This window comes from Myroides sp. TSA_177.3, assembly GCF_052691955.1.
Genome location: NZ_JBQZGD010000011.1, coordinates 1 through 19,209, shown reverse-complemented (window position 1 = coordinate 19,209; position 19,209 = coordinate 1). Strand labels below are relative to the sequence as shown.

The 19,209-nt window shown below is 36.6% G+C and carries 12 protein-coding genes; 4 read left to right on the top strand and 8 right to left on the bottom strand.

Annotated elements, in window-relative coordinates:
- Nucleotides 1–60 precede the first annotated feature (60 nt).
- Nucleotides 61–1,596: a YifB family Mg chelatase-like AAA ATPase gene (locus ACUTSE_RS11415; RefSeq protein ID WP_445640308.1), complete on the bottom strand. Its 1,536-nt coding sequence runs from the start codon at nucleotides 1,594–1,596 to the stop codon at nucleotides 61–63.
- Between the two features lie 308 nt (nucleotides 1,597–1,904).
- On the opposite strand from ACUTSE_RS11415, the gene ACUTSE_RS11410 reads away from it, so the two are divergent.
- Genes ACUTSE_RS11410 through ACUTSE_RS11400 form a run of 3 tightly spaced genes read left to right on the top strand, consistent with a single transcriptional unit; the run spans nucleotide 1,905 to nucleotide 7,743 of the window.
- On the top strand, nucleotides 1,905–3,062 hold the full coding sequence (locus tag ACUTSE_RS11410; RefSeq protein ID WP_115089688.1) for an efflux RND transporter periplasmic adaptor subunit: 1,158 nt from the start codon (nucleotides 1,905–1,907) through the stop codon (nucleotides 3,060–3,062).
- Nucleotides 3,063–3,110: 48 nt separating this feature from the next.
- On the top strand, nucleotides 3,111–6,260 hold the full coding sequence (locus ACUTSE_RS11405) for an efflux RND transporter permease subunit (RefSeq protein WP_445640307.1): 3,150 nt from the start codon (nucleotides 3,111–3,113) through the stop codon (nucleotides 6,258–6,260).
- A gap of 10 nt (nucleotides 6,261–6,270) precedes the next feature.
- Nucleotides 6,271–7,743 carry an efflux transporter outer membrane subunit gene (locus ACUTSE_RS11400; RefSeq protein WP_445640306.1) on the top strand — a complete coding sequence of 491 codons (1,473 nt, stop codon included), beginning with the start codon at nucleotides 6,271–6,273 and terminating at the stop codon, nucleotides 7,741–7,743.
- 77 nt (nucleotides 7,744–7,820) lie between these two features.
- Here ACUTSE_RS11400 and ACUTSE_RS11395 read toward each other — a convergent pair whose 3' ends face one another.
- The gene (locus ACUTSE_RS11395; protein ID WP_445640305.1) at nucleotides 7,821–8,858 is read right to left on the bottom strand and encodes a tetratricopeptide repeat protein; all 1,038 of its coding nucleotides are present in this window, start codon (nucleotides 8,856–8,858) and stop codon (nucleotides 7,821–7,823) included.
- Nucleotides 8,859–9,042: 184 nt separating this feature from the next.
- Between ACUTSE_RS11395 and ACUTSE_RS11390 the strand changes: the two genes are divergently transcribed.
- Nucleotides 9,043–9,513: a DUF4265 domain-containing protein gene (locus ACUTSE_RS11390; RefSeq protein ID WP_445640304.1), complete on the top strand. Its 471-nt coding sequence runs from the start codon at nucleotides 9,043–9,045 to the stop codon at nucleotides 9,511–9,513.
- 53 nt (nucleotides 9,514–9,566) lie between these two features.
- Here ACUTSE_RS11390 and ACUTSE_RS11385 read toward each other — a convergent pair whose 3' ends face one another.
- The 6 genes from ACUTSE_RS11385 to ACUTSE_RS11360 form a co-directional block, all read right to left on the bottom strand.
- Nucleotides 9,567–11,228 (bottom strand): MBOAT family O-acyltransferase, encoded by a 1,662-nt coding sequence (locus ACUTSE_RS11385; RefSeq protein ID WP_445640303.1) that lies wholly within the window; start codon nucleotides 11,226–11,228, stop codon nucleotides 9,567–9,569.
- Nucleotides 11,215–12,660, bottom strand: coding sequence for a LysM peptidoglycan-binding domain-containing protein (locus ACUTSE_RS11380; protein ID WP_445640302.1), 1,446 nt, complete (start codon nucleotides 12,658–12,660; stop codon nucleotides 11,215–11,217). Before ACUTSE_RS11380 ends, ACUTSE_RS11385 begins: the two co-directional genes overlap by 14 nt.
- Nucleotides 12,644–14,128, bottom strand: coding sequence for a hypothetical protein (locus ACUTSE_RS11375; protein WP_445640301.1), 1,485 nt, complete (start codon nucleotides 14,126–14,128; stop codon nucleotides 12,644–12,646). Before ACUTSE_RS11375 ends, ACUTSE_RS11380 begins: the two co-directional genes overlap by 17 nt.
- Before the next feature lie 32 nt (nucleotides 14,129–14,160).
- On the bottom strand, nucleotides 14,161–15,939 hold the full coding sequence (gene argS / locus ACUTSE_RS11370) for an arginine--tRNA ligase (protein WP_445640300.1): 1,779 nt from the start codon (nucleotides 15,937–15,939) through the stop codon (nucleotides 14,161–14,163).
- A gap of 529 nt (nucleotides 15,940–16,468) precedes the next feature.
- The gene (locus ACUTSE_RS11365; protein WP_445640299.1) at nucleotides 16,469–17,359 is read right to left on the bottom strand and encodes a hypothetical protein; all 891 of its coding nucleotides are present in this window, start codon (nucleotides 17,357–17,359) and stop codon (nucleotides 16,469–16,471) included.
- A gap of 46 nt (nucleotides 17,360–17,405) precedes the next feature.
- Nucleotides 17,406–19,209, bottom strand: a 1,804-nt coding sequence (locus tag ACUTSE_RS11360; RefSeq protein ID WP_445640298.1) for a hypothetical protein, incomplete at its 5' end; no start/stop codon positions are given.

Genomic DNA, 19,209 nt, shown 5'->3' with positions numbered 1-19,209 from the left:
CCTCACTTCAATTGAACGTGAGGCATCTTTGATTTGTGAATAGACTTTAAGATCCATGAATCAAAACCATCCTTCTCGATCCAAACTTCGATATTGTATCGCTTCGGCGATATGATGCGCTTCTATTTTATCTACATGTTCCAGGTCGGCAATGGTTCTTGCTACTTTTAAAATTCGATCGTACGCTCGTGCAGACAGGTTCAACCGGTCCATGGCTGTCTTTAGGAGTTTTAGCGATTCCGCATCGAGGTTGCAATACTCCCGCAATAAAGGAGTGGTCATTTGCGCATTATAATGGATTCCTTTATAAGGTGTAAAACGCACGCTTTGTTGCTTTCTAGCCGCAATGACCCGTTGGCGAATAGCTAAGCTTGGTTCGGCTAATTGTTTATCGGCTAATTTTTCAAAAGGAACCGGATTGACTTCAATATGAAGGTCGATGCGATCCAGCAACGGACCAGATATTTTATTCATATAGCGCTGCATTTCTGCTTGGGTCGATTGTACCCTAGATCCCGGTTCATGAAAATAACCACTCGGACTGGGATTCATACTCGCCACAAGCATAAAAGAAGACGGATATGTAATGGTAAATTTGGCACGCGAAATCGTTACCTCCCGGTCTTCTAGGGGTTGTCGCATTACCTCCAATACCTCGCGTTTAAATTCGGGAAGTTCATCTAAAAACAACACCCCGTTGTGTGCGAGTGAAATCTCTCCGGGTTGAGGATAACTCCCCCCTCCTACCAAAGCCGCTGATGATGCCGTATGATGGGGATTGCGAAACGGACGCACGCGAATTAAGCCTTTGTCTTTTGCTTTGCCTACCACACTGTGTATTTTGGTGGTTTCTAATGCCTCATCTAAGGTCATGGGTGGTAAAATACTCGCCAATCGCTTTGCCAACATCGTCTTCCCAGAACCCGGGGGTCCAATCAGAATAATATTATGCCCTCCTGCGGCGGCAATTTCCATGGCTCTTTTAATACTTTCTTGTCCTTTGACATCCTTAAAATCTCGGTCGAGCATTTCCTCTTGATTCAACATATCACTTTCAAAGTCTAGTTGATATGGAGCCAGTGTACATTTTCCCTCAAAAAAATCAATTACCTCGCTAATATGATCCACTCCATAAACCGCTAACCCATCGACGACAGCCGCTTCTTTTTGATTGTCTTTGGGCAAGATAATCCCTTTAAACCCTTCTTCCTTGGCTTTAATTGCAATAGGTAAAGCGCCATTAATACTCTGCAATGTGCCATCAAGAGACAATTCCCCCATCAAGGTGTAATGCGTTTCATCCAAACTCATTTTAATCTGTTCAGAAGCAATTAAAATGCCCAAGGCAATCGGCAAATCATAAGCAGAACCTTCTTTTCGCATATTCGCAGGAGCGAGATTTATTGTAATTCGCTTTCCGGGTAACCGGTACCCTATATTGGCTAAAGCAGCTGCAATGCGATAGGAACTTTCCTTAATGGCATGATCAGCTAGCCCTACTAGATAATACCCTACCCCATGATCGACATTTACCTCTATGGTGATCGTTGTTGCATCAATGCCAAACACAGCACTTCCAAATATTTTTGTTAACATATCTCCGTTTTATTGTTAATATTCTTTTCCTAATTTTATACTTTATCAAATTTTATTCCTAAATTGAAGGAAGTAAAAAATGTAGAGTTGTAGAACACATCCCCAATTGGCAACGTTTTTTTTATACTATACTTTTTTTACTTTTTTATTTTAAAATTGAAAAAACAAAAACAATGAATTGATAATCAACACAATACTACTTTAAAGCACGTTTATTTATGCTTTAGTTTACATTTTGGCACTCTAGTTGAATAACTAGTACTAACGAAGAAAAAGAATTCATCACCTACAACAAGTAAATTAACAGTATGAAAATGATAACAAATCGAAAAGTGTTTTTTATTGGCTTTGCAGCCATGCTTATGATTGGAACGCTAATAGCTATTAATAGTTGCAACATTGGCAATTCAAAAACATTAGATCCAAGAGAAAACGCCATTGCCTTGCCTATCATCCAAATTGATACTACAACGGCTATAACCATTAAGGATTACATCGGAAATATTGAAGGTAAAATTAATGTAGAAATCCGTCCTCAAGTTGAAGGAACTTTAGATCAAATATTTGTCGATGAGGGTGCGTATGTACACGAAGGTCAGTCTTTATTTCAAATTAATCCACAACCTTATCGCGAGATTTTAAACAATATGATTGCCACAGAAAATGTGGAGAAAGCAAAATTAAAAAATGCGCAATTAGAGATCGACCGTTTAAAACCTTTGATTGACAATGAGGTAATTGCAGAAGTGCAATTAGAAACAGCAAAATCAAATTACGAAATAGCGAGAGCCTCTTTAGCTAAAGCTTCTGCTGCGGTTGCTAGTGCGCAAATTAACTTGGATTACACTACCATTAAAGCCCCAGTGAGTGGTTATATTGGTCGTATGCCTAAACGCATTGGAAACTTAGTTAGCAGAGGAGATAAAGAGCCTTTGACTGTATTGACAGACGTTAGTGAAGTGTATGTGTATTTTGGGATGAGTGAATCAGATTTCCTTTATTTCACAAAAGACACTAAAAAATCAGATAGCACTCGTATTACGTCTTCAGGACAAATTTTACCTGAGGTAACGTTGATCTTAGCTGATGGACATGAATATGGAGAAAAAGGAAAAGTGGATATGGTTAATGGACAAGTAAACCGCAACACCGGTTCTATTTCTTTGCGTGCATCTTTTCCAAACTCACAAGATGTGATGCGTTCTGGAAATACAGGAACAATAAAACTACGTGAAACCAAAGCGCATGTAATTTTAGTTCCACAAGAAATGACTACAGCTATTCAAGATAAAACCTTTGTTTATCTATTAGATAAAGAGGACAAAGTAAAACTACAGTCTATCCAATTGGACGGAGTTTCAGGTACTAATTATATTGTATCAGAAGGGCTTCAAATTGGCGATCGCGTAATCAAAACGGGATTCGATAAGTTAACAGAAGGAATGTATGTAAAAGCGATGAACTAATACTTCTTCTCTCCTACCTATTTTTCACCTTTACTAAAATCAAAAAATATGCTAAAGACTATTATAGATCGTCCGATACTCGCTACAGTTATTTCGATTATGTTCGTTTTACTTGGGCTAGTAGGGCTTACGTTATTACCGATTACTCGTTTTCCTGAAATTGCGCCACCTAGTGTAAGTGTATCGACCTCTTATCCTGGTGCGAATGCTGAAACAGTAGCACAAAGTGTTTTGTTGCCTATTGAGGAAGCTATCAATGGGGTGGACAACATGACCTACATCAGCTCTAAAGCGAGTAACAGTGGTTCGGGAACGATTAATGTTTTCTTCAAAGCAGGAACAGATCCTGATCAAGCAGCTGTAAACGTACAAAACCGCGTAAGTAAAGCAGCGAGTGACTTACCTTCTGAAGTAAATGAAAACGGTATTTCAGTTACACCTCGTCAAAGTGGTAACATCATGACGATTAACTTTTACAGTGATCATCCAGAAGGCATTTACGATGAGACTTTCTTACAAGCGTATACGCAGATTAATATCAACCGTGAGTTGTTGCGTGTTCCTGGTGTAGCTGCAGTAGGACGTGTAGGTGCGCGTGATTACTCGATGCGTACTTGGTTAAACCCCGAGAAATTAGCTTTATATGGTCTAACTCCACAGGATGTTATTGCGGCAATCAAAGATCAAAACTTTGAAATTGCCCCAGGAAATTTTGGAGAGACTTCAGAAGAAGCCTTTGAAACGGCATTAAAACACAAAGGGAGATTTAGTCAACCGGAAGAATATGAAAATATTGTAATCAAAACGAATATCGACGGGTCCGTCTTATTATTAAAAGATGTAGCTCGCGTTGAGTTTGGTGCTTCCAATGTGGGAAGTGATAACAGTGTGAATGGTTTTCCTGGTTTAACGATGAACATTACACAAACAGCAGGATCCAATGCAAGAGAAATTGACATTGCTGTGCGTAAAGTATTGGAACGCGTGGCTCAAACTTTTCCTAAAGGGATTCATTATGAGATTAGTTATTCTGTAAAAGATCAAATTGACGAATCGATTAACCAGGTAAAAAGCACCCTTTTTGAGGCATTTTTCCTTGTTTTCATTATCGTTTATTTATTCTTACAGGATTTTAGATCTACGATTATTCCGGCTATTGCCATTCCAATTTCCTTGATTGGTACGTTGTTCTTTATCTATTTAATGGGATTCTCGATCAATGTATTGACCATGTTTGCCTTAGTTCTGGCGATTGGTATTGTGGTGGATGATGCCATTGTCGTCGTCGAAGCGATTCACGAAAAGATGCATCAAACGGGGTTAAAGGCCAAAGAAGCGACCATTGAAACCATGAGTGAAATTACTCGAGCGATTATCTCCATTACCTTGGTGATGTCTGCAGTATTTTTACCTGTTGGTTTTATGCAAGGTCCTGCGGGAATATTCTACAAGCAATTTGCGTATACCCTCGCCTTTGCTATTTTAATTTCGGCTGTTAATGCCTTGACGTTGAGTCCAGCTTTATGTGCGTTGTTTTTAAAACAACCCAAAGCAGAGGAATTAGCAAAACAGAAAGAAACCAATCCAATAAAAAGAGTATCAGCTCGTTTTTTCTTTGCGTTTAATACCGCCTTTGATTCATTTACTACCAAATATGTAGCAACCATTGGCAAATTAATCCGCAATAAAAAAGTAGCTATCTCAGGATTAGTATTAATCATTGGATTAGGTGTATTCTTTTTATATAAAACACCTTCTTCTTTTATTCCAAGAGAAGATGATAGTTATATTACCTATTCCTTAGCTATGCCTCCAGGAGCTTCTCTTGCGAGAACAAAAGTAGTATTAGCCAAAGCGGATAGCATTTTGAAATTGAGAACAGACATCGAAGGGATGACGGCTATTTCAGGATACAATACCATTGATGGAAATGCGAGTCCTTCTTTTGCTGTGGGGTATATCAATTTGAAACCTTATAAGAAAAGAGGAAAAGTAAAAAATATCGATTTAATTATTGACGAGATTCAACAGGATTTATCGGTGATTCACGAGGCTACGTTTAATGTATTTCCTCGACCAACGATTCAAGGATTTGGGGATTTCGGGGGAATTGAATTTGTCTTGCAAGATCGATTAGGAGGAGATTTCACTTCGTTTAGTCAGGCTGCAGATGGAGTCATCAAAGAATTAAATGAAAGAGAAGAAATTGGGTCTGCCTTTACCTCTTTCAAAGCGAACTTTCCACAGTATTTACTTGAAATTGATTATATCAAAGCTAAATCACTGGGTGTAAGTGTAAAAGATTTAATGACAACGATTAAGAACTACTACGGAAGGGTTAAAGCGGGTGATTTCAACCGATTTGGGCGTACTTACCGTGTGTATATGCAAGCTGATATTGAATACAGAGAAAGTCCACAGTCTTTCAGTTCCATTTACGTTAAGAATAAAGATGGAGAAATGTTACCTGCTAATACGCTGGTTAAATTGAAAAAAGTACTGGGACCACAAACCGTTAGTCGTTACAATTTATACAATGCAATTACGGTTAAAGTAAATCCTAGCCAAGGTTATAGTACGGGTGATGCCATGAAAGCCATTGAAGAAGTAACAGGTAAAATGCCTGGTAACTATTCGTATGAATTCACGGGAATGTCATTGGAAGAAAAAGATTCAGGGAATCAAGCGATTTTCATTTTTGCTTTGAGTATTATCTTTGTTTACTTTTTACTTTCTGCTCAATATGAAAGTTACTTATTGCCTATTGCAATTTTATTAACGGTACCTACGGGACTTTTGGGTGTAGCTTTATTTGTCAATTTAGCAGGGCTTCAAAACAACATTTACGTACAAGTAGGTTTAGTGATGTTGATTGGATTATTGGCTAAGAATGCCATTTTAATTATAGAATTTGCGCTTCAACAGCGCAAAAGGGGATTATCCATTGTTGAGGCTGCAACAGAAGGAGCTAAAATGAGGCTTCGTCCTATTTTAATGACTTCATTTGCTTTCGTCGCTGGTCTGATACCTTTAATGTTTACCGTTGGTCCATCTGCACAAGGAAACCATTCGATTAGTTTTAGTGCAGCCGGAGGTATGCTATTTGGAGTGGCCGCAGGTATATTTATCATTCCTGTTTTATTTGTCATCTTCCAAAGTATCGATGAACGATTAAAAGCAAAATTTACTAACGATTAAAAAAAACAGTATGATTAAAAAAAGAAACACCTCTCATTTAACGCTCGTTTTTTTATTGGGGACAGGTCTGACTTTATTTCAGGCGTGTGCACCTCAATCGAACTATAAAATTCCAACGATTGATTTACCTGAAACCTACAGAGGCCAATCGGATAGTATAGCTACTCAAGATTCTTTGTCCATTTCTGCAATCAAATGGCGCGATTTCTTTCAAGATGAACAATTAACGAGTTTAATTGACAAGGGATTGGCTCACAATTTTGACATGCAAAATGCCATTAAAAACTTGGAGATTGCGACACAACAAACCAAACAAGCAAAATTGGAATGGTTGCCCTCTTTAGATTTAGAAGCTGGAAGTGTGGCCTATCAATATCGTTCTGAGAACTATTATGGAACGCCTTCTACCAATTACTATAAGAATAAAGGTAAAGAAGCGCCAACGAATATGTATGTCAATTCGGCACAGTATACGTCGGGCTTATCGTTGAGTTGGGAGCTTGATATTTGGGGTAAGATCAAAAGCCAAACCGCTGAGCAATTGGCTCGTTTTCTGCAAACAGCAGAAGCAAAAAAAGCAGTTCAAACAGAATTGATAGCTAAAATTGCAGAAGGATATTACAACCTTCTCTTGCTGGATGCGCAAATGGAAGTAGCACAAACCAACTATGAATTAACAAAAAACACGCTTAAGATAGTTGAATTGCAACGCGATGCAGGGCAAATCACGTCATTAGCGATTACGCAGACAAAAAACCAAATGTTGGTGGCCAAAGCGTTAATTCCTTCGTTAAAACAACAAATTGCCATTCAAGAAAATGCCCTTTCCTTGTTGACCGGTCAATTGCCTACCATGATTTTAAGAGAAGTAAAGTTAGCTGAAGTAAAACAAGAAGAATTAGGAAGTACAGGTTTGCCTTTGGCATTATTGCAATATCGTCCGGATGTACAGATGGCAGAATTTGAGCTAAAAGCGAAGAACGCTGCGGTGGGAGTTGCACAGACAGCACGCTACCCTTCTTTGACGATTAACCTTGAAGGAGGAGTAAACAGTATGTTAGGTGAAAACTGGTTCAATATTCCAGGTTCTCTATTTGGAAGTCTAATCGGAAAAGTAGCGAATCCCATCTTCAACAAACGCAAGTTAAAAACGGCTTTTGAAGTAGCTAAAATAGAGCGTACAAAAAGTGAAATCGACTTTCAAAAGACGGTATACACTGCCGTTACAGAAGTTACAGATGCTTTAATCAATCTAAAAACATCAGAAGAACAGATTGAAATTGCGGATGAACAAGTAACGACTTCTCGTTTGGGTGTAAAGCAATCTAACTTGTTATTTAACAGTGGTTATGCGACGTATATTGAGGTAATTAATGCGCAGAAAAACATGTTGGATAATGAGCTAAACTTAAACAAACTGAAATTGAACAAGCTTCAATATGGAGTACAATTATACAAATCATTAGGTGGTGGTTGGCAATAGTAAATTGGTGTAATTTTTTCACAACCACATCCCTATATAAGCGAAAAGAGGAATACCTTTCCTTCTTTTCGCTTTTTTTATTCTGTACCTTGAGTTAATTCAAATGCTTTAGTCTTTATCCATTCTTGAAAGGATGCTACTTTCTTCTCATTTTTATTTAGCCATTGTAGATTCCCTCCTGGAGTTGTTTGATAAACATAATTACAAAATACCTCCTCCTCTGTTATGGCAGTAAAAAAAGGAACATACAAAACGAGGTCTATCTCTAATAACGTTGGATTTTCGGTCTTTACTACTTTTAACAAATCTAAAAAATTAGTTGTTCGATCACAGAAAGCCTCTTTATCTTGCCCTTTTTGTTCTGCTATATCTACCGCTGCATTTAGGGTTAATCCCATTTCTACTAACCCATATTTAGAATCTAACTTCCCTTCATCAAGGGCTAAATTGATTACATTTTTTTCTTCTGTAGACACTGAAACTCCTTTTTCAAAACCTTGTTCTATCAATTGCAACATCTTTATACTACGAGCTGAATGCTGCTCTAATAACAGGAAGAAATAAGCAGACAACATAGATTCTATATGGAGTTGCTGACTTTCTTTTACTACAGCCAACATATAATGTGAGCTAGCATGTAATGGATTATCGTAAATTCCTGCTACTAATGCACGTTCTGCTTTTTCTAAATCATTTAATTTCAAATAACAAATCGCCAAATTGTAATATACCATGACATCCACTTCGTGTGTATCAATCGTCTCTTCTAATAGCTCAATAGCTTCGTCTATTCTATTTAAATTACTCAACGAAGAGGCTTTTACAACAAGAGCAGGAACACTATATCTCCCTCCTCTTTCTACGGCTTTACTACTATATTCAATCGCCAAATCATATTGTTTTGCGTACATATAGCTCATACTTATTTCATAGTAAGCAATAGCAGAGTTTGGATCTAACGCTAACATCTTTTGATAACTTTCGATGGCTTTGTCGTACTGTCCTTTGTCGTGATAAGCGATTCCTTCTTTCAACAATTGTTCCAATTGATTTTGAGCATATATAGTCATGGAAGAAACCATAAACAAGAATAAGGTGCAGATATACTTTTTCATACTTGATGTTCTGGTGATTTAAACTGTTACACATCCCAAGATACTCTTTTTTTATTCTCATTAACCATTTAGTCAAACTAAATATTTCAACAAATCCGCTTCTTCTATTAAGAATTAAATTTATACCACCTATCTTTGTAGGCAAGAAGCCCAGGCTTTAATTCCCTAATTTAAAAAGACAAGTATGAAAGAACAATACGAGCAGATTGCTATCCAATATCACAGTGAAGTATTAGAGAAAGAAACGGAAGAAATTTTATGGGGAATTGTAATTGATGCGGACAAAAACTTGTTTCAGGTTGACAATATTCCTTTTTACGGTCCAGAATTATCTTGTGAAGATATTATTTATGCGACCTACAACGAGCAGGAAAAACGCTATAAATTAGAGCATATTGAAACGCCTTCTGGGAACAGTACCATTCAGGTTATGGTGTTAAAAGAAAAATACAATCGCGAGGATTTATACAACGAGATTTTATACGCACAAACGGAAATTGAATTGGTTGATGATTATTACTTTGTTATCAATGTGCCAGTTAAAACGGACTACAAAAATGTATACGCCATTTTAGCTGCTTTAGAAGAAGAACAAGTAATTTCTTTTGCAGAACCCAATTTATCTCCTAAACACAGTGCAGATATCAGAAAATAAAAAAAACCTCGCAAAAGCGAGGTTTTTTTTATGTTATATAATTAAATATTCATTTAGAATTGGAAGTAAATAAAAGGTTGTGGACCTGCTGTAGCTGTTGCATATACAACCCAGAATACAAATCCCAACACCACTGACTTCACAAATATGGGTGCTACATTAAACCATTGTTGAGGGATTGCCATCCAACGTTTAGGAATAAAATGCCATACAAATCCAATAGCAATAAGTAAAAATACATTCTTATATCCTATAATAATCGTTTGCCAAGCATCCCAATCAAATTCTAGATCTGCAATATTGTAGATGATATTCAAGGCGGTTTCAAATGAATTAGCGCGGAAGAAAATCCAGCAAAACGCTACAAAGTGAAATGTTAGCGCAATGGAAATAACTCGCCATACGAAAGAAACGGGTTTATCTTTTTTACGTGGAAATAATTCCATCACCAATTTGTGTACTGCTAGTGCAATTCCGTGCAACGCTCCCCAAATAATGAAGCGCAAGCTGGCACCGTGCCATAAACCACCCAACAACATCGTTGTCAATAAGTTGAAATTGGTAAACAAACTCTTTTGTCTCGTTTTTGACAAGGCGATTGTCAACATAAATACCACCAAAGACAATATACCAATAATCAGAGGATAGATACTCGAATTATAGCTATAGACTCCCCAGCCTATAATTCCAACGAAAAATAAACCTGGAAAGAAATATCCGCCAAAGGTTCCTTTTCGATTTCCTCCTACTGAGATATAAAGGAAATCCTTTAACCACGTAGACAATGAAATATGCCATCTTCTCCAAAACTCTGTAATGGACGTGGATTGATAAGGCACATTAAAGTTCATCGGTAATCGATATCCCAATAATAATGCAATACCAATGGCCATATCCGAATATCCGGAAAAGTCACAGTAAATCTGAATGGCATAACCATAGGAGGCCATTAAATTTTCAAATGCCGTATAACTATTTGGGGCGTCAAATACGCGGTCTACAAAGTTGATCGAGATATAATCTGAGATTACAGCCTTTTTTAAAACCCCTCCAATAATTAAGAGCATTCCTTCATTAACCTGATCTCGGGTTACAATGAGATTGGAATAGATCTGTGGGATAAAATCTTTGGCACGGACGATAGGCCCTGCCACTAATTGAGGGAAAAAGGAGATAAAGAACAGGTAATCCAAAAAGCTTCTAGTCGGTTCAATCTCTTTGCGGTAAATTTCAATGATATAGCTGATGGATTGAAACGTGTAAAACGATATTCCCACAGGTAAAATCAAATCATCTAAATGAAACTTCGTATCTGCAAAGAAGTTGAATCCATCCAAAAAGAAATTGGTATATTTAAAATACCCCAACAACCCGAGGTTTAAGACCACGCTTAACGTCAACAAAAAACGTTTTTTCACCTCATTGGTACTGTTGTGAATGGTATTGGCAAATGTATAATCCATCAAGGATGATCCTATTAAAATAAAAAGGTATAATCCACTTGATTTATAATAGAAAAACAACGAAAATAGAACCACATACAAGAGACGGGCGTGAAACGTTTTCCTTAGACCAATGTAGAGAAAGTAAAAAACAATAAACATACCCAAAAACAAAGCCGAGTTGAACAACAACGGTTCTTTAGGGTTAAATGTAAACCAATGGATCACATCATCCAAGGTTACAGAGGGCATTTCTATATTAAATAGACTCATTTGTCTGTTCTGTTTCTGTTGAATAATAATTCTGATATACCTTCATCAGTCCCTCATAAAACAAGGTTCCAGTATATTCATAACCTTTAATTGTATAATGTACTAAATCTTTAGCCAACATTTGTTCCTCAATTAAATAAGGCAAGCCCAACGTTCCTCCTAAATTATAGTACATATCCCAAATTGCGTATTTTTGGTCTACCCCATTGATGATAATTTCATTGGCTAAAGTACTCGCTACTGTATTGGGGTTTCCCTTAGAAAAATAACTAGGCGGCGGCGACGTAACTAAAATAGAAGCTCGTGGGTTTTTGCTTTTCACTTCTTTTAAAAAGCGATTAATTTCCGTTTTAAAACTCTCTCCATCTATTTTATCAAAAGCCTCGTTAGTTCCCATTGAAATAATCACTAAATCCGCTTCTAATCCCTCTAACTGATCAAAGAATAAAGGGTATTTATTATAATCTGAATAACGCGCGCCATTTACACCAATCGTGTGGTATACAATACCTGCTTGATCATTTTCTAATACAATTCCATTGATCTCATTGGACGTATTTTGCGCCTCGCTATACAAGTAAAACTGAGCGGTAGCATTAGGAAAATCAAAAGCAAAACACGTTTTTTGCTTGCTGTAATGCACGGGTTGAAAAACAGAAGTAGCAATTTGTGGTCGTTCTACCTCTTTCGTTGGAATAACCAAGGTTTTACCGGCTTGAATGTTTGTCGATTTTAATTTATTCAACTGCTTCAAATGGGCAACAGTGGTGTTATACTTCTTCGCAATACCCGATAAGGATTCTCCAGATTTAATTTTATGTGAACTCGTTTTTGCTACGGTTGTATTGGTTAAATTCACATCGCGATCTGTAATTCCAACGCGATAAGTCAACTCATTATTCGGGGTAAATAGTTTTACTTTGGTAAAAGCAAATTTACTCTCTCTCAGATCTACTTTGATAACGGCATCTTTGGCTGTAGATGATAGGGCAATTCCACTTAACCCTACTTTAGCACCATTAACGGGATAGATATTTCTTCTATTTTCCCAATCTGAATTACTCGAATAACGAACAAAATTATTGCTATTTGTACGCGCCAATTGATACGGAAAAGTAAATCCTAGTCCGCCATTTCCAAACTGCTCTTGAATTAGACTACGCACTCTACCACTAAAAAAATCAGCTTGAATATGCGAATCACCAATATGAACAATATTGACTTTCTTTCTCTTACCTTCGCTTAATTCTTTCAAGCTTGTGAAAAAGTGCTTCAATTGCTCCGGGTAATAAATCATATTTTTATAGGGCTCATTTAGCGTATCTTGTACACTAGCTGCATCTAGAATCGCTTGATCTTTGGGTTGTTCTTGCGCCCAAACACTAGTATTTACTAGCAGCAGAGCCACCACAATTTTACTCCATTTCATCATTGGACACCGTATCTATTTCTTTTTGAACTTTCTTTTTTTGTAAGGAATCTTCTTTTTCTTTAACTCCTCTTCGTTGTACGGGCTCTCCTCCTTTTTCTTTTTTATAAGCAGCATAACCTTCTTCTAACTGCTTAAAAATTAGAGTAGATACCGTTTGCGCACCTCTAAAATTGAAGTGTGTATAATCTTTATTCGCTTTTGCAGGCGACTCTTCTACCCACTGCACCATCGAACCTTTACCGCCCATGGCTTCATATAAATTGAAGAATCCTGTTTTAGACTCCATGGCATACTTGCGTTGTGCACGCATCAATGGCGTTACAGCTGAATCCGTTTCCATCGTTAAATTATACTTTGTCGCTTTATCCGCAGTAGAAATAACTAAAATGGAAGCCTTTGGAAAACATTGTCTTAAATGACTAACGACTTTATTCATCTGTTTGGTATACCAGCTGTAATTATAAGAACCATAATTCAATACATTGGTTCCATAATGTAAGATAATCAAACTATAATCCAATTCTTTTTGGAATTTTTGCATGACTGATACATTGAATAAAGACAAAGGTAATCCAGAGTTTCCACGGCTTGAGAAATTATCTACTTGTACTCCTATTGGGCTACTCACATCTATTCCATACAAAGGAATTGAATCTGCATGAAGGAATTGTAATTTCAGTTGTTTGATTGAACCTCCACCTGTCAATTTCAATTTATTCAAGGCTGCAACTGCTTGTAATGATTTTCTAAGTGTATCTTTTTGCATAATCACTTCAACAGTACCTTGGGTATTTGTTGATCGACCGTAATACAAGGTTGGATTATTCAAAGTAGTCATATTTCGAATATTCCCTGCTTGGTAGCTTACCCATGTAGGTTTTATTGTATCTTTTATGAAAAACACTTGTCCGCCAATACCAAACGGTTTGCGTGGATTTTTCACATTCAAATACGATTGTACTTTCCAGTTTGGAGAATATTTGTGGGTTACTGACCCTCTAGACTGAGCGGATTCGGATGTAATTTGTATAAAACCAACCCCAGAACCACCGTATTTATCTTGGTAATTCTTTCTCAAATCTTGTACAATCATATCCCCATCTGTCATGGAATCTCCATAATAAGCGATACGCGCACGTCCTTGATTTTGACTTTCTACTTGGTACAAACGACTAAAGAAATAGTCTAGGAATACCATTCCTTTGAAACTTGCTTCGCCTTCATTCGAAAACAAATCTTCTTCTTGGATAACCAATACGGATCCTTCTTCTTGATCTGTATCCGTTGTGGTTGTTTTTTCTTCTTTTTCTGCTATTTTTTCTTCCTCAATTGCCTCCAGCAACAAACTGTCAATAACAACATTTGCTGTTGCGGGTTTTTCTTCTGAAAAAATCTTTCGTGGCAAATTAGCCTTAAAGAATAAAAAAAAGCCACTAGCCAATATAACAATGGCTAATGACTGTATCATGTATGATTTTACTACTTTCACAAAGAACTTAATTACATACGATTTGGTACCGCGATTCCCAATAAAGAGAATGCGTCTTGGATCACCAAACCAACTTTTTGAGATAATTGTACTCTAAACGTTTTCAACGTTAGGTCTTCTTCTCCAAGAATAGAAACCGATTGGTAGAAAGAGTTATATTCTTTTACCAAGTCATATACATAGTTCGCTACTAATGCTGGACTATGTGATTTTGCTGCATTTTGAATTACTTCTGGGAAATCCTCCAATAGTTTGATTATTTCCTTTTCTTTTGGATCTAATGCAATAGCAGGAGAAACCACTGTAAGATCAAAATCAGCTCTACGCAAAATCGATTGAATACGCGCATAGGCATATTGAATAAATGGTCCTGTATTTCCAGCAAAATCTACAGATTCTTCTGGGTTAAACAAGATACGTTTCTTCGGATCAACCTTTAAAATATAATATTTAAGCGCTCCTAAACCGATGGTTTTGTATAGCGTTTCTTTCTCTTCTTCTGAGTATCCTTCTAGCTTGCCTAAATCTTCAGAAATCGTACGAGCTGTACTTGTCATCTCTTCCATTAATTCATCTGCATCTACAACCGTACCTTCTCTACTCTTCATTTTTCCTGAAGGTAAATCTACCATACCGTAAGATAAATGATACAAGCTATCTGCCCAATCAAAACCTAAGCGTTTTAAGATTAAGAACAATACTTTGAAATGATAATCTTGCTCATTTCCAACGGTATAAACCATTCCTCCAATATCTGGAAAATCTTTTACACGTTGAATTGCTGTTCCAATATCTTGCGTCATATAAACGGAAGTTCCATCACCACGAAGTACTAATTTTTCATCTAGTCCTTCATCGGTTAGGTCAATCCATACGGAATTATCTTCTTTTTTGAAGAATACACCACGAGCTAATCCATCCTCAACGACATCTTTACCTAATAAATAAGTATTGCTTTCGTAATAATTCTTATCGAAATCAATGCCTAAGTTTGCATAAGAAACGGCAAAACCATCATACACCCATTGGTTCATCTTTTTCCATAACTCAATGACTTCTGGTTTACCTGCTTCCCAATCCAACAGCATTTGTTTGGCTTCTTTGATGATTGGTGCTTCAGCTTTCGCTTGATCTTCCGTCATCCCATTCGCCATCAAATCTTTGATTTGACTCTTATACTCGATATCGAATTTCACATAGTAATTTCCGACTAACTTATCTCCTTTTAATCCCGTTGATTCAGGAGTTTCTCCCTGACCAAATTTTTGCCAAGCCAACATGGACTTACAAATATGGATTCCTCTATCGTTGATAATTTGTGTTTTATACACTTTCTTTCCTGAAGCTTTTAAAATTTCAGCTACAGAAAAACCAAGTAAATTATTTCGAACGTGCCCTAAGTGTAAAGGTTTATTTGTATTAGGCGAAGAATATTCAACCAATACTGCTTTATCATCTGCTTCTGGTGTTTGGTATCCAAAATGTGCTTCTCCATACATTGAAGTGAATGAAGATAAATAATACGCATCAGAAACAACTAAATTTAAAAATCCTTTTACGACATTAAACCGTTCTATTTCAGCTGTGTTTTCAACTAAATATTCACCAATTTTGGTTCCTATTTCTATAGGATTACCTTTAATCTGTTTTAAAAATGGGAAAATAACAACTGTAATATCTCCTTCAAATTCTTTTCGAGTAACTTGATATTCTACTTTATCAATTACTACATCATACAGCTCTTGGGCTGCTTTTATAATCTGAGGAGTTAAAATCTGATTCAACATCATTAACAAAATTTAATAGGCAAAGATAATTCTTATTTTATCATGAATAAAATAGATAAAAGGAAATTTTATAATCAAAAGTTACGCTTTTTTATTTTATCCCGACAAGCCTACTACTAATTGAGTCATTCTAGTGCATTTTTGATTCAACAGTAGAAAAGATCTTAGCTAAAAAGTGAATCTATATGAAGTAATATCGTCTGTCTTTTTGCTTTGTTTTTTCTTAAAAAAACATAAGGTATTCCCAAGAATATTATATGTCAATTGCCCTATACCTAAATTTAGATATAGAGCAATTGTACCTTTCATCTTCAAATAGTAAGGGTACTATTTCCTTTATTCTCTTTGTATTATCTCTAAAGTGCCATCTCCTACTCTTTCAGTCATACCATTACCATGATTCTTTCCCAAAGACATGGATTCCATTTCACCTAAAAAGAGTTAAAAACAACTACAAGAGAAACAGGCAAGTATACCCTTACTCTTCTCCAATAAACCTATCCTATGGTGTATTGGAACTAATTTCAAATTCTTATTTTTTCACTGCTTCTAATTTTTCCAAGCGCTCTTTTGTTACTTCCATTTCTTTCTTTAAAAATGCTATTTCAGTTCGCTGTAGCCCTAATTCTTCCTCCTGCTCAATTACATGCAAATACAATTCTTCTATTTTTTCTAAACTTTGAATCGTTAATTCAGTTAGATCAAAGGTATATCCCGCTTCACTTTTAGCTAAATCACCAATAGGGGTTACTCCAGGTAAGTGATTATTTTTCTTAACGAAATCCTTTACATAAGCCAACGATTTAAATTCATACGCTTCATTAATGGTTGAACTACCATTAAAATATTTTTCAAATACGTAATCCGCATACATACTATTGGTCGTATAGTATTTTCCTGTAGTAGATACATCCCCTTCGATATGTAGCTTAGGTTGTATACTAGTTGTACCAATTACTACGGGTAATATCGTAGTTGCTCCAATTGCGAGGCTTCCCATTTGATAGATATCCTCGGTATTCAAAGTAGCTGAAGTTGTTGTTCCTTGTTTATTCCAAGGACCACCAGTATCACTAGCCACAACATCTTCCTGACTTAGTAGCTTCACCCATTTGCTTCCTGTAGCATTCCAGTAATAGTATCCTGCAGTCACCTCATTGGGGGCTGTTCCTGCTTTGGCAGTATTAAATACAGTCAGTGCATTCGCTGGGGATGCTATAGTTGTTCTATCTTCCAAACCAGTTAAAGCTACTCGGGGAAATAAAACTCCCTTGCGATTATGTTCTACTTCTAGTACCGCTGAAGCATGCATGCTCATCGGATTTTGCCCTATTTTTTGAGTGGCTATTTGCGCCTGAGCAAAGTATGTCGTCCCTAATCCGAATAATAGTATCGCTATTATTTTTTTCACTTCTTTATTCATAACTTTTATTTTTTCACACAACCTTTATCAAAATTCAAAAAACTTATTAATTAATCATATACCAAACACTTCCATTACTTTGAATATTAACAGTAATACCAAAATTTATAGAAGTAAAGCCTTCTGTTTTACTTGTTTTAATTTGCTGACTAAAATTGACTGCATTATCTGATTCATCTATTTTTCGAATTGTAATCATTCGTCCTTTATTCTCAGAGGTAGCTGCTGGTAAGGTTATTGTCACATCTGCTGCTTCTGCATCTACTATTATAGTAGTATCTACATCTAATACAACGTAGTTTACCGCTGTTTCTACAAGAGTATTCGATCTAACTACAAACTGTTGTAGTAAATTTCCTACATTAGCATCAGCAACAATAGTTTCAAAATTATTAATCACGTCTGTAGGAATATCTAATTCTACAGTTGTATTAGTCTCGTTGGTATAGGTATATTTCCCGTTATCTGAAGCGTCTTTTACTAAAGTGGTCGTTGTTTCGTTTCCTTGAACAAAGGTTGACATATCCATCGCAACAGTATCACCATTTCCATCTGTATACGTAAAACCAGTACCATCGTACGTCATATTTCCACCAACATTATTTACTACTTGTGTCAACAACTCTTGAACTTCTGTTCTATTGATAATCTCTTCAAAGTTATTGACAACATCTGCCTGTACGTCAATCACCATCGCTACACCAGCCTCATTCGTGTATGTATAAGTACCTGATGGGTCTTTGACAATGGTAGTAACTGTTTCACTGCCTTGAACAATCGTAGTTAAATCAACCGTTTGAGAAGCACCATTTTCATCTGTATAGGTAAAGCCTCCTTCATCAAAGTGAACATTCCCTCCGTTGTTATTGATCACTTGCGTCAATAGTTCTTGAACTTCTGTTTTATTGATAATCTCTTCAAAGTTATTGACAACATCTGCCTGTACGTCAATCACCATCGCTACACCAGCCTCATTCGTGTATGTATAAGTACCTGATGGGTCTTTGACAATGGTAGTAACTGTTTCACTGCCTTGAACAATCGTAGTTAAATCAACAGTTTGAGAAGCACCATTTTCATCTGTATAGGTAAAGCCTCCTTCATCAAAGTGAACATTCCCTCCGTTGTTATTGATCACTTGTGTCAACAACTCTTGAACTTCTGTTTTATTGATGATTTCTTCGAAGTTATTGACAACATCGGCCTGTACATCAATCACCATCGCTACGCCAGCCTCATTCGTGTACGTATAAGTACCTGATGGGTCTTTGACAATCGTAGTAACTGTTTCACTGCCCTGAACAATCGTAGTTAAATCAACCGTTTGAGAAGCACCATTTTCATCTGTATAGGTAAAACCTCCTTCATCAAAATGAACATTACCTCCGTTGTTATTGATCACTTGTGTCAACAACTCTTGAACTTCTGTTTTATTGATAATCTCTTCGAAATTATTGACAACATCTGCCTGTACATCAATCACCATCGCTACACCGGCCTCATTCGTGTATGTATAAGTACCTGATGGGTCTTTGACAATCGTAGTAACTGTTTCACTGCCTTGAACAATCGTAGTTAGATCAACCGTTTGAGAAGCACCATTTTCATCTGTATAGGTAAAACCTCCTTCATCAAAGTGAACATTACCTCCGTTGTTATTGATCACTTGTGTCAACAACTCTTGAACTTCTGTTTTATTGATAATTTCTTCGAAGTTATTGACAACATCAGCTTGTACATCAATCACCATCGCTACACCGGCCTCATTCGTGTACGTATAAGTACCTGATGGGTCTTTGACAATCGTAGTAACTGTTTCACTGCCCTGAACAATCGTAGTTAAATCAACC

What these genes read in the sequence shown, in the direction of transcription:
- ACUTSE_RS11415 (WP_445640308.1), bottom strand. Translation starts at nt 1,596, where the DNA reads ATGTTAACAAAAATATTTGGAAGTGCTGTGTTTGGCATTGATGCAACA.
- ACUTSE_RS11410 (WP_115089688.1), top strand. Translation starts at nt 1,905, where the DNA reads ATGAAAATGATAACAAATCGAAAAGTGTTTTTTATTGGCTTTGCAGCC.
- ACUTSE_RS11405 (WP_445640307.1), top strand. Translation starts at nt 3,111, where the DNA reads ATGCTAAAGACTATTATAGATCGTCCGATACTCGCTACAGTTATTTCG.
- ACUTSE_RS11400 (WP_445640306.1), top strand. Translation starts at nt 6,271, where the DNA reads ATGATTAAAAAAAGAAACACCTCTCATTTAACGCTCGTTTTTTTATTG.
- ACUTSE_RS11395 (WP_445640305.1), bottom strand. Translation starts at nt 8,858, where the DNA reads ATGAAAAAGTATATCTGCACCTTATTCTTGTTTATGGTTTCTTCCATG.
- ACUTSE_RS11390 (WP_445640304.1), top strand. Translation starts at nt 9,043, where the DNA reads ATGAAAGAACAATACGAGCAGATTGCTATCCAATATCACAGTGAAGTA.
- ACUTSE_RS11385 (WP_445640303.1), bottom strand. Translation starts at nt 11,228, where the DNA reads ATGAGTCTATTTAATATAGAAATGCCCTCTGTAACCTTGGATGATGTG.
- ACUTSE_RS11380 (WP_445640302.1), bottom strand. Translation starts at nt 12,660, where the DNA reads ATGATGAAATGGAGTAAAATTGTGGTGGCTCTGCTGCTAGTAAATACT.
- ACUTSE_RS11375 (WP_445640301.1), bottom strand. Translation starts at nt 14,128, where the DNA reads ATGATACAGTCATTAGCCATTGTTATATTGGCTAGTGGCTTTTTTTTA.
- argS (WP_445640300.1), bottom strand. Translation starts at nt 15,939, where the DNA reads ATGATGTTGAATCAGATTTTAACTCCTCAGATTATAAAAGCAGCCCAA.
- ACUTSE_RS11365 (WP_445640299.1), bottom strand. Translation starts at nt 17,359, where the DNA reads ATGAATAAAGAAGTGAAAAAAATAATAGCGATACTATTATTCGGATTA.